The following is a 12,223-nucleotide window of genomic DNA, read 5'->3' on the forward strand; positions in this document are numbered from 1 at the left end:
AAAAATCTCAATAAAGTTGCAAAGCCGATATTGTATGTTAAATATCGGCTTTTTCTAACTTTTTCTGCATATAGTAAATATTCTAAAACTAAATATTTGGTCGGCGTTGAGTCAACCACTCTACAATGGCCGGATCGCTATGTGAAAAAAACGCACTAGTTGCTGTATCAATTGCGGTAATATCGATCATATCCTTATCTGATAGTTGAAAATCAAATAGATTAAAGTTTTCCATCATACGTTCTTTTCTAACTGATTTAGCCAAACAGACAATTTGCCGTTGAATTAACCAACGTAAAATAATTTGCCCAACCGACTTATTATATTTTTGTCCAATTGCGGTTAAAATTGGATGATTGAAGATATCATTCTTTCCTTCAGCAAATGGCGCCCATGCTTCCGGCTGAATAGTCTTACTTTGCATCCAAGGTGCTGCTTGTAATTGTTGATTAAAAGGGTTAACTTCAATTTGATTTACGGCCGGTTTTATTTTATTAAATGCCATTAAATCGGCTAAACGATCCGGCCTAAAATTACTGACACCTATTGCTTTGATTTTACCTTGCTCATAAAGTTCTTCCATCGCATGCCAAGCGCCAAAAATATCACCAAAAGGTTGGTGGATTAAATACAGATCAATATAGTCTACTTGTAATAAATTTAAGGATTGCTCAAATTGGATTTTAGCACCTTCATAACTAGCCCGATTTAACCAAAGTTTGGTGGTGATAAACAGCTCATCTCGGTTAATTCCACTAACTCTAATCGCATCGCCTACTTGGCGTTCATTTTGATAGGCCGTTGCGGTATCAATCAGACGATAACCAACATCAATTGCATCCAATACCGCTTGCTGACACTGCTTTTCATCAATTTGATATACTCCAAATCCAACAATAGGCATTTCAATACCATTATTTAATTTTATCCTTTTCATCATAAGCACCTCTAGCATAAAAGTTAATTGAAAATAACTGGTGTTATTATCTTGTTTAGGATTAATTATTAATCATTTTATTTAGTAAAGTTAAAAGCATCTGTTTAATAGTGAGGTCACCTAAAACCAATTTATTACCTTTTTAGTGATTTAGTCCTATTTTTACCTTTAAAAAAATCATATTTCAACTTTTTGATAATTAGCTAATATTATAATTAGGAGGGGGAAAACATGGATTAGTAAATTAACTTTAATAAAACTAGACTCTAATTTGAATTGATTACTCTTTTCTTATCTAACCATTGAGAGAAAATAGCTATATTATTTAAGATATTATAAACGATAATTATCATCGTATTAGATTTGATATTGTAGTTTTGCAGCGATATACTTTGATTAGAACGTCATATTTAGAAAAGAGATAATGAAAGTTGATTTAGTCTATAAAAAACTTTGTGATTTAATTAATCGTCAATATGCTATTGGTGACCGTTTACCCACTGAAAATGCATTATCATTACAATTTAATGTAGCCAGATCAACCTTACGAAAAGTAATTAAGCAATTAATAGAGCAAGATATTGTTATTAGCTATCAAGGAAAAGGGTGTTTTGTTAAAAATAAACCTAGTCCAACGACTAACCTTTTTATAGAAGCTTATACAGCAAATAATGACAATATTACTATTAAAATATTGCATTATCAGTTAGTTACTATCCCGGCTACCATTGCTCATAAACTCAATTTGTCTATTAATGATAGGGCTTATTATGTCCAAAGGCTTGTCTATTTTGATAATCAACCACAACAAATTCAAGAAAGTTTTTTACCGGTAAAGTTTTTCCCTGAACTTTGTTATGATGATGTGCTTCACCCTACTTTTGAGATAATAAAAAAATATATATCATTAGCTGATATTAATAGTTATCTATATTTTACTCCTTGTATTGCAGATTCAATTACAGCCAATGCTTTGAATATTGATAAAGGAAAATTACTTCAGCAGCAGATTTTATTGGTAACGAATAAACAAGGTTTAGGTATCAATTACTCAATCACCTCATATTGTTGTGAAAAAAATAATCATCATTTTACATTACGTTTTAATGATGAGAGCTAATAGTGAATGTTAACTATGCTTTAAAATAATGCTGGGTATTGTAACGATCGGTAACTAGGAATTGTTCAGAATATTCAATAGGTTGACTATTTTCTGAAAACACCGTGGTTTTCATGAGTAACAATGGTTGCTCAACCGTCACTTTAAGCAAATTTGCTACCCCTTCATCAGCTAAATAGGGCAAAAAAGTCCGATAACCGTCTAATATAGGGATGTTACACTCTTCTCTAATATACTTAAATTTTGATTTTTCAAGATGCGTGATAGTTAAATGAGGTAATAAACTAACAGCTAAAAAGCTATTTTCTAATAAAATTGGCATATCGTTAAGTAAACGCAATCGTTGAATAGCATAAACTTGGCTATTAAGAGGAATATTAAGCTTATCAGCTATATCTTTATTAGCGGAAATTACAGTAAATTGAGTGACTAGATTGATAATATTCTTCTCGCCCGCATTTTCCATTACCTTATAAAAGCCTGTTAAAGGTCTATTTTTATAATTGGTTTTTTTTATAACTAAATATCCTTTCCCCTGTTTGGCTGCTATCACTTTTTCATCTATTAGTTGTTTTAGTGCTCGGCGAATAGTAGATGAACAAACCTGATACTCCTTAGCCAGTTTTTTTTCACTCGGTAAGAAGCTATTAATTGGGTAATAGTTGTCATTAATTTGATTACGAATCTTTTCAGCAATTTTTAAATATACAACTTTCATACCAATAAAAAATGTTAACTTGTTAATATTTAATAATTAAATTTAACATATGTAAATAATGCTAACCATATTAAATAAGTCAAAAATAATCACAATGTGATAAAGATCACAATTCATTGGTCATCTTATATTTTCGCAATTTTCCTCTCTTTATAGTGTATTTGTTGTAACACATTAATCTAATTCAAAAAAAGGAATTAACATGAAAAAATATAATTTAGTTATCGTTGGTGGCGGTAGTACTTTTACTCCAGGTTTTTTGAAATCATTTTGCCATATGAAGGAGCAATTTCCTTTAGGTAAACTGGTTTTATTTGATATAGATGCTGAACGTCAATCGGTAATTGGAGAATTTGGTAAAATTTTATTTAAAGAGTTATATCCTGAAGCGGTATTTCATTATACCACTGATATTGCCGAGGCATATCAAGATATGGATTTTGTTTTTATGCAGATGCGTGTTGGTGGTTATAAAATGCGTGAGCTGGATGAAAAAATCCCTTTGCAACATGGAATAATTGGTCAAGAGACTTGTGGTCCAGGTGGTTTTGCTTATGGTTTGCGTTCAACCAAAGAGATGATAAAAGCGATTTATGATATACGTCAGTATTCCCCTAATGCTTGGATACTCAACTACTCAAATCCGGCAGCAATTGTTGCTGAAGCTTTACGCCGTGAATTTCCGAATGATAAAAAAATTCTTAATATTTGTGACCAACCGGAAAATGTTGTGCGTTCATGTAGCCGTTTATTAGGTTGTCATTTTAAAGAGCTTGATCCCGTTTACTTTGGTCTTAATCACTATGGTTGGTTTACTCATATTTATAATAAGAAAACCGGTGAAGATCTATTACCTAAATTAAGAGCGTTAATTGCTGAACGAGGGTTTTTACCTCAAGATGCTGAGCAACGAGATAAATCATGGCTAGAAACTTATGGCATGGTTAAACAACTTATGGAAGATTTTCCGGATTATCTACCTAATACATATAACCAATATTATCTTTATCCTGATTATAAAGCCAAGCATTTAGATCCGAATTTTACGCGCGCCAATGAAGTGATGGCAAGTCGTGAAAAACGAGTCTTTGAAGAGTGTAAAGTGATTATTAATGCTGGTACGACAAAGGGTTATATCAATATTCATGAAGATGCCCATGCTGAATTTATGATTGAGGTAGCGATGTCAATTGCATATAACAAAAACGATCGGTTTATTATCATTGTTGAGAACTATGGTGCAATTAATAATCTACCGGATGACGGAATGGTTGAAGTTGTTGCCGAATTGGGCAGTAATGGACCAAAACCAATGCGGGTAGGTAATATTCCTACTTTCTATAAAGGATTATTAGAAAATCAACTTGCTTCCGAAAAACTTGCTATTGATGCCTATTATGAAGGTTCCTATCAAAAAGCGCTTGAATCATTAACGATCAATCGCACAGTAAACGATGCTAAAAAAGCCAGAATCATTCTTGATGCCTTAATTGAGGCTAATAAAGACTATTGGCCAGAACTCAAATAACAATTAGGGGAGCCAACCCCCCTCTATTTATATTGGAAGCCAAGACGTATTATCTTAGGAGCAAAAGATGCAAAAATTTAGCAGATTAAAGATTATGGATTTCTTTTCTGATTTTGGTCGTAGTTTACTTTTACCTATTGCCATTTTAGCCTTGACTGGATTACTTTTAGGTCTATCTGCGGCATTATTAAGAGCACAAATACAAGATCTATTACCATTTCTAAAAAGTGACATTGCCATTTATATTATTACAACTATTCGTTTCATATCAGGTAAGGCTTTTGAACTAATCCCTGTTATGTTTTCAATTTCAGTTTCATTTGGTTTAGCTAAACAAGAGAAAGAAATTGCCGCTTTAGCCGGCTTTATGGGGTACTATATGATGTTATTTAGTGCCTCAATAATGATTAAGTCAGGTTTAGTTGATATTGATAAGTCAATATTAGCGAATATCCTCGGCATAGAAAATACTCTACAAATGGGCGCGGTAGCAGGGATGATAACCGGTGTTATCAGTGCTTACTTGCATAATAAATTTTATAAAATTCAATTTCCAGTAGCTATTGCTTTTTTTGGTGGCAAACGATTTGTTTCAATCGCTGTTATCTTTTGGACTTCAATTTTAGGGCAAATTATGCCATTGATTTGGGGACCAATCGCGGCCGGCATAGAAGTAATCGGAACATCTATTAGCGCATTAGGTGGCGTTGGGGTATTTTTATTTGGTTTTCTAGAAAGATTACTGATTCCTACTGGATTACATCATATTATCAATCAATTATTTAGAACAACGGTTGTCGGTGGTTCATTAGGTGGTATTGATGGAACATTAAATGTGTTCATGCACTATTTTGGGCATGTCGATATTGAACAATTAAAGCCGTTTACTCGTTATCTTGGTCAAGGCAAAATGCCATTTATGATGTATGGTTTACCTGCTGCTGCATATGCGATTTATAAAACAACACCACAAGAGAAAAAAACTAAAGTTAAAGCACTAATGATTGCTGGCGCAGCCGCGGCATTTGTAACAGGTATTACTGAACCATTAGAGTTTTCATTCCTCTTTATTGCTCCGATCTTATATTTATTTCATGCTTTTATGGCTGGTTTAGGCTTCTTTTTAATGAGTGCATTCGATGTCGGTATTGGTAATACCAGTGGAGGATTTATTGATTTCATTCTTTATGGAGTTTTAGTTGAAAATTCTAAATGGTATATGGAAATTGTTGTTGGAATCTTTTATGCCCCAATTTATTATTATGTTTTCAAATGGTATTTAAGCCGTAAAAAAATCTCAATTGACACCAGTGATGAATTTTTAGACACCGCTAATAATGCAAATACCGACGATAAACTAACCGCTGATGAAAATTCATTAGAAGTGAGGATTATTAATGCTTTAGGTGGTAAAGAAAATATTGAGGTGGTAAATAATTGTCTAACCAGATTACGCGTGGATCTTAAAAATGTTTCAATTATCGATCAAGAGGTATTAAAAACAACGGGTGCACTTGGTGTGGTAATAAACAGTGATACTCACGTACAAGTAATTTATGGACCTAAAGTTGAAAAAATTGCTACATTAGTTAGAGAGGCATTATAAAACGTTTATCAATGCAGGTTAAAACATTATAACTACTATTTATCTACCTATTTTTTACCCCTACTTACTCAGGAAGAAATAGGTAGATACAACTATCCTAATCAACAATACTTTTTATAATCATTTATTGTTATCTGTTATCAAAATAATCGAGAAGTTTATACCTTCAGCGGATATTTTTCAGTAAAACCTCGTGTTAACTATATCAAATCAGCCTGACTTAAATTTTTTCCTACAAAATAATTAAAGAAAAAGTTTTATTAAATAAAGCAGGCATAAAAGTATCTAACAAGAGTGTGGTTTCTTAAGATTAGTTCAACCATTGGTTAAAATAGGTAGCAACAAAAGGGGTAACGCGATACAACTGACTTTTTTAAAACCTGGTAATTGTTATTTTTGTAAAATTATCAACAAGCCTATAACGTTAGCGGATATTTTTTGTAAAAAACTAGCGTTAATTGCATCAAATTAGCATTGCTTAAAAAATTATAAGAATTAATGTCGCTTATCTACATAATTGCCCGAGTTATGACAGCAAACAAAAATCCTTAATTAAGAGAATAATTAATCTTAATAATTGAATAATGCCATATAAAAAATAGTTATCATAATAATTTTTTTATAGTTTTTAGTTTTATTTATGGTAATGTTTAGCCGTTATATTGTTCTATAAGGAAATTTCATGGCTCATTCAACTAACCCTTTGGTTCGTTTTTATTTTAAAGTAGGATTAATACCTCAAATTGTTTTAGGTTTACTCTTAGGGATTGCGTTAGCCGCAATTTCCAGAGAAGTCGCATTAGATATGTCCTTTATTGGATCCCTTTTCATTAATGCCTTAAAATCAGTAGCACCAATTTTAGTCCTTATTTTAGTTATTGCTTCAATTTCTAATCACCAACATGGCAAACGTGCCAATATGAGCGAATTACTTGCACTTTATTTTGCCGGTATGATGTTGGCTGCACTATTGGCAACAGTAGCCAGTTTTATTTTTCCTTCGCAAATTTCGTTGGGGGATTCAATTGATAAAAGTAAATTAACCCCGCCGGGTAGTGTAATTGAAGTATTAAAAACGTTATTAGATAAGATGATCGACAATCCGATCAATGCACTAGTTAATGCTAACTATATCGGCCTTATTATTTGGGGAGTAGGTATTGGGATTGCATTAAGACATTCAAGCGAAACCACCAAAACGATGATGAACGATCTCTCTTTGGCGATTTCATTTATTGTTAAAATTATTATTCGTTTTGCGCCAATTGGGGTATTTGGTTTAGTTGCTTCAACATTGGCTGAAACTGGCTTTGGTGAGCTGGCTAAGTATGCACATTTATTGGTCGTGTTAGTTTCATGTATGTTGATAGTCGCATTAATTATTAATCCACTATTAGCATTTTTAGTAATGCGTAAAAATCCATATCCATTAGTCTTTACCTCATTAAAAGAGAGTGCTATTCCAGCCTTTTTCACTCGAAGTTCGGCTGCCAATATTCCAGTTAACATGGAAATTTGTCGAAAATTAAAAATGGATGAAGATACTTATTCGGTGGCGGTACCATTAGGCGCGACCATCAATATGTCTGGCGCTGCAGTTACTATTACCGTTTTAACCTTAGCGACAGTTTACTCGATGGGAATGAGTATTGATATTCTTTCTGCGGTGTTACTGTGTATTGTTGCCAGTGTTTGTGCTTGTGGTGCATCGGGTATTGCCGGTGGTTCGTTACTACTTATTCCAGTAGCTTGTAGTATGTTTGGTATACCTAACGAAATTTCAGCAAAAGTTATTGGTATCGGTATTGCGATTGGCGTCATTCAAGACTCGGTTGAAACCGCACTTAATTCATCTAGTGATGTTGTCTTTATTGGTGCAGTTTCCGAAAAAGTAAAACGCCGAAAAACACAATAATTCGGTCTTATGCCTAAACTGGCGAAGCTTTACTATTTAGCCTGATAACTATCAGGCTTTTTTATTAATTGAACAACCTGATTAACCGCAAATTATTGCATTTGCTGATTTGACTATTTATCATGACTAAATAATAAATTATTTATATTCAAACAATATTGTGGAATCTTATGCCAGTTAATATTTCTGCATCAACACTTTCCAAAAAAGGTAATGAGACAAGAGCGGCATTGATCCGTAGTGGGGTAGAGTTGATGACCACTTACGGATATATCTCGTCGAATATTGAAAGTATTTTAAAGCAAGTTGGTGTACCTAAAGGGTCATTTTATTATTACTTTAAAAGTAAAGAAGAGTTTGGCAAAACGATTATTGCTAGCTATGACAGTTTTTTTGCTCATAAATTAGATAAACATTTAGCTAATGCGTCGATTAAATCCCCCTTGGCGAGAATTACCGCCTTTTATGAAGATGCAAAGCAAGGTATGGCAAAATATGATTATAATCGCGGATGTTTAATTGGTGAGTTAATACAAGAGGAATCCTTATTACCCGAAGGGTACGCCGAGTTGCTTGAACAGGTCTTACAAAATTGGCAGGTAAAAATTGAAAATTGTCTTTTGCTAGCCAAAAATCTAAATGAAATTGGTTCAGATATAGATTGTAAATTATTAGCAGCGTTCTTTTGGTTAGGCTGGGAAGGTGCTGTAACGCGCAGTAAATTGGTGAAAAAATCTGATCCCTTAGATCTATTCATAAACACCTTTATCAATATGGTCAGTAAAAAGTAACTATCAATTTAATTTATTTAAATTTTTATTTTTTTATCATCACCTTTAGATAATTTATTGCTTTTAACTAGACGATCGGTCTATAATTTTTTAGACCGATCGTCTATTAATAATGATTACATTAGTTAACTGGCATCCTAACCAATTCAGTTCAGCGATCGTTAATCGGTTAAATATCCATTGAACAATAGGGAATATTATATATGTCATTCAAGGCTCTTATTTTAGAAAAAGATGAGGTTAATGGGTTTTCACATTCATTAAAAACCTTAACCAAACAACAATTATTACAACAACAAGGTGATACTTTAGTTCAAATTCAATATTCAAGTATCAATTATAAAGATGCGTTAGCATTGACCAATAAAAGTCCTATTGTTAGACAATGGCCAATGGTTCCCGGAATTGACGGAGTAGGTACCGTTATTGAATGTCAAAATGGTCGTTATCAAGCCGGTGATTTAGTTATCTTGAATGGTTGGGGATGTGGTGAAACGCATTGGGGATGTTATGCTCAATATGCCTATTTGAAAGCGGATTGGTTAATTCCTTTACCCAAAAATCTTACCCCTTATCAATCGATGATTATCGGTACTGCGGGATATACGGCAGCTTTATGTGTTAAGCGTATAGTTGATTTTGGTGTTAAACCAGAAGATGGTAAGGTTTTAGTTACTGGTGCAACAGGTGGTGTTGGTTCGGTTGCGGTTGCGCTACTGAGTAAATTAGGCTATCAGGTAACCGCTTCTACGGGGAAAGTGACTGATGAAGATTATCTGCATAAACTCGGTGCTGTTGAAATTATTAATGGTCAATCTTTGAAAGAGCCTAATCGACCATTACAAAAAGAGTTATGGTCAGCAGCGATCGATGTGGTAGGTTCTTACACTTTAGCCAATATTTGTGCTCAAACCCAATATGGTGGTATTGTCGCCTGCTGTGGTCTTGCTCAAGGTATGGATTTACCGGCCACGGTTGCACCATTTATTTTACGCGGAGTAACATTAGCCGGTGTTGATAGTGTAATGGCTAGTTATGATAAACGGATTGCGGCTTGGCAACTAATTGCGCAAAACATGGATGAACAGCTATATTCGCATATAGCTAACACCATCACCTTAAATGAATGTACCGATGTTGCCGCTGAAATGATCGCTGGTAAAATTAAAGGTCGTTTTGTGGTTGATGTGAATAAGTAACTAAATCACCAATAAAGCGATGTAATTTATCATCGCTTTATTCACTTTTATATCTAAATGACAAATTATTGTCTAATAGTTCTTGTATTTCCCGCAAAATCAGACTAAATTCAAGTTCAGTTGTTTTTAAAGTAAAGTTCGCAATGACCGTTAGAATTATCCATATTGAATGATTAATTTAAAGGGGAATGTGATATGCCTTATCAAACACGAGATGACCTACCAGAATCAGTGCGACATGTCTTACCTGCTCATGCTCAAGATATTTTTAAAGAGGCTTTTAATAGCGCCATAAAAGAGTATCAAGATCCCAAAAAACGACGCGATAACAGTAATCCGGAACAAGTTGCTTTTCGAGTGGCTTGGGCGGCAGTTGAAAAAGTGTATCGCAAAGGTGAAGATGGTAAATGGGTGACAAAATAACGCCACAAATAGTAATCAAAGTTTGTTTTAATATGTGATAGTGCTAGTATTAAAAGTATTAGTCACTTAGTCTAAAATCTAAGCCAACATTTAAGGTTGGCTTATTTAGACAAAAATCAAGGAATGAAATGTTTATTTTTTCTCTTACTTATCTTAAACCTATTAACGAAGTTGAAAAACATTTACCACAACATATCGATTATTTGGATCGTTATTATCAATCAGGTCATTTTATCAGCTCAGGACGTAAAGTACCGCGCATAGGTGGTGTCATTCTTTGTCGTGCTGATAGTTATGACCAAGCTATGACAATTATTCAGGAAGATCCATTCTATATTCATCAAATTGCCAAATATGAAGTGATTGAGTTTATTCCTACTAAATATGCAGAAGGATTTGATATATTCCTGTAAATAGTCGTTGAAGATTAAAAATTTTATCATTAAAGCGGAAAAATTTAAATTTTGGTTATTTGTTGCTAATTTAGATTTAGTTATCAACTAAACATCGTGTTAACCATCACTCGCTGGCAAATTATATTGAGTTATTTAATCAATCTGATCATTAAATCCTCACATCAACAAAATTAATAAATTTGTTTGAATCCTTTTTAACTTTTCAAACCTCTATATAAATAGGTGATTCAATAAATAAAATTATCTTAAATTTATTTAAATTTAAGTTTCTTTTTTGAATAGATTAGATAGAGATAAAAAATATGGGCAAAAACAAAGAACAACTAATCAAATTAGCTTGTCAGGGCGATAAACAAGCACTTGAAAAGTTATTGTTGATTTGTCAACCCGATATTAAACGATTCGCGCGACGAACATGCTCAACTTCAGAAGATATTGAGGATGCTGTGCAAATTGCCTTATGGCAGTTATATCGAAAAATAGGAATGTTAAAAACGGTAGCCACTTTTACTAGTTGGTTATTTCGTATTGTCGAACGAGAATGTTATCGATTATTTAGAATTAGGCAAGCGAATAAAATTAATGCCGAGTTTCAACTCGATGATTTACCTGCAACATATTCCAATATCGATCTAAAAATTGACTTAATTAATGCAATTACTGCTTTGCCATTAATTTATCGGCAAGTATTTATTTTAAAAGATGTTGAAGAATATTCATCTCCAGAGGTTGCTGCCAAATTAGGGATCACTGTTGAAGCGGTAAAAAGCAGATTACACCGCGCTAGAACAATTATAAAACAACAAATTAAAACACCAAAAATTGCTGATATTTAAAGCATATATAGGAGAGTAATATGTATTGTCATAATTCAATAACGCGACATTTAATCAGAGGTTTAAGCGCACTAATGTTGATTATAGGTGTCTTTGTATTTCAACTATCACTTTTCATTAAACTATTATTTGTTATTTGCGCATTTTTTTTGTTGCGAGGTTGTCCGGCATGCTGGTTTTTAAACTTGATTAATAAACTACAAACTAACAAGGGAGAATAATATGGGGAATTATCAATCAAGAGATGATTTTAAATATCTCACGTCTTTATTGAAGTATGCGCCTAATGAGACACAAGCATTTATTGATTTTGACCATCAAACGATTAAGCGAACTAATGGGGTTATTCCAACAAAAACGAGAGAGTTAATTGCATTAGCGATAGCACTTACCACGCAATGTGCTTATTGTATTGACGTTCATGTCAAAGGGGCAAAAAAGGCCGGAGCTAATTCAGAAGAGTTGGCTGAACTGATTGCTATTTCTGCCTCAGTAAGAGCAGGCGCAACCATGGCTCATGGTCTATTAGCTATGCGCTTGTCTGAACAGGCGCATAGTTAATTTATTACTATTAGAATATTACAAATTGGTAATTAATTAGTTAAAGGATTAATTATCAATTTAACTGTTTTCCAATTTAATTAACTAATTTTTGCTTTTCCCTTCCTCAATCCTCTCTTTTTTATAAGAAAGATTTCCGTATTGTGCCGATTTTTTCCTTATCAATACGGAAA

General features: G+C 33.2%; 12 protein-coding genes. 10 read left to right on the forward strand and 2 right to left on the reverse strand.

Annotated elements, in window-relative coordinates; all coding sequences use genetic code 11:
• Positions 1 to 88: 88 nt before the first annotated feature.
• Positions 89 to 937: an aldo/keto reductase gene (locus tag DKK70_RS05030; protein ID WP_110433000.1), complete on the reverse strand. Its 849-nt coding sequence runs from the start codon at positions 935 to 937 to the stop codon at positions 89 to 91.
• 424 nt (positions 938 to 1,361) lie between these two features.
• Here DKK70_RS05030 and DKK70_RS05035 point away from each other — a divergent pair, with 424 nt between their 5' ends.
• Positions 1,362 to 2,057 carry a GntR family transcriptional regulator gene (locus DKK70_RS05035; RefSeq protein ID WP_110433001.1) on the forward strand — a complete coding sequence of 232 codons (696 nt, stop codon included), beginning with the start codon at positions 1,362 to 1,364 and terminating at the stop codon, positions 2,055 to 2,057.
• A gap of 13 nt (positions 2,058 to 2,070) precedes the next feature.
• On the opposite strand, the gene DKK70_RS05040 is transcribed toward DKK70_RS05035, so the two are convergent.
• Positions 2,071 to 2,775 (reverse strand): GntR family transcriptional regulator, encoded by a 705-nt coding sequence (locus DKK70_RS05040; RefSeq protein WP_110433002.1) that lies wholly within the window; start codon positions 2,773 to 2,775, stop codon positions 2,071 to 2,073.
• Positions 2,776 to 2,977: 202 nt separating this feature from the next.
• Here DKK70_RS05040 and DKK70_RS05045 point away from each other — a divergent pair, with 202 nt between their 5' ends.
• From DKK70_RS05045 to DKK70_RS05090, 9 genes are all read left to right on the forward strand, one after another.
• Positions 2,978 to 4,303, forward strand: coding sequence for a 6-phospho-alpha-glucosidase (locus DKK70_RS05045; protein ID WP_110433003.1), 1,326 nt, complete (start codon positions 2,978 to 2,980; stop codon positions 4,301 to 4,303).
• A gap of 67 nt (positions 4,304 to 4,370) precedes the next feature.
• Positions 4,371 to 5,909: a PTS transporter subunit EIIC gene (locus DKK70_RS05050; protein WP_110433004.1), complete on the forward strand. Its 1,539-nt coding sequence runs from the start codon at positions 4,371 to 4,373 to the stop codon at positions 5,907 to 5,909.
• A gap of 682 nt (positions 5,910 to 6,591) precedes the next feature.
• Positions 6,592 to 7,824, forward strand: a complete 1,233-nt coding sequence (gene sstT / locus DKK70_RS05055; RefSeq protein WP_110433005.1) for a serine/threonine transporter SstT — start codon at positions 6,592 to 6,594, stop codon at positions 7,822 to 7,824.
• 170 nt (positions 7,825 to 7,994) lie between these two features.
• Complete coding sequence (acuR, locus tag DKK70_RS05060; RefSeq protein ID WP_110433006.1) at positions 7,995 to 8,615, forward strand: acrylate utilization transcriptional regulator AcuR; 621 nt, start codon at positions 7,995 to 7,997, stop codon at positions 8,613 to 8,615.
• A gap of 203 nt (positions 8,616 to 8,818) precedes the next feature.
• On the forward strand, positions 8,819 to 9,814 hold the full coding sequence (gene acuI, locus DKK70_RS05065; RefSeq protein WP_110433007.1) for an acrylyl-CoA reductase (NADPH): 996 nt from the start codon (positions 8,819 to 8,821) through the stop codon (positions 9,812 to 9,814).
• A gap of 195 nt (positions 9,815 to 10,009) precedes the next feature.
• A complete protein-coding gene (locus tag DKK70_RS05070; protein ID WP_034882497.1) occupies positions 10,010 to 10,237 on the forward strand; it encodes a ChaB family protein in 228 nt (75 codons plus the stop codon).
• A gap of 128 nt (positions 10,238 to 10,365) precedes the next feature.
• The gene (locus DKK70_RS05075; RefSeq protein ID WP_110433008.1) at positions 10,366 to 10,650 is read left to right on the forward strand and encodes a YciI family protein; all 285 of its coding nucleotides are present in this window, start codon (positions 10,366 to 10,368) and stop codon (positions 10,648 to 10,650) included.
• A 305-nt stretch (positions 10,651 to 10,955) separates the two neighbouring features.
• Complete coding sequence (locus DKK70_RS05080) at positions 10,956 to 11,489, forward strand: RNA polymerase sigma factor (RefSeq protein ID WP_110433009.1); 534 nt, start codon at positions 10,956 to 10,958, stop codon at positions 11,487 to 11,489.
• Between the two features lie 222 nt (positions 11,490 to 11,711).
• Positions 11,712 to 12,050: a carboxymuconolactone decarboxylase family protein gene (locus tag DKK70_RS05090; protein WP_110433011.1), complete on the forward strand. Its 339-nt coding sequence runs from the start codon at positions 11,712 to 11,714 to the stop codon at positions 12,048 to 12,050.
• Positions 12,051 to 12,223: the final 173 nt, after the last annotated feature.

It is taken from the genome of Gilliamella apicola (assembly GCF_003202655.1).
GTDB lineage: Bacteria > Pseudomonadota > Gammaproteobacteria > Enterobacterales > Orbaceae > Gilliamella > Gilliamella apicola_R.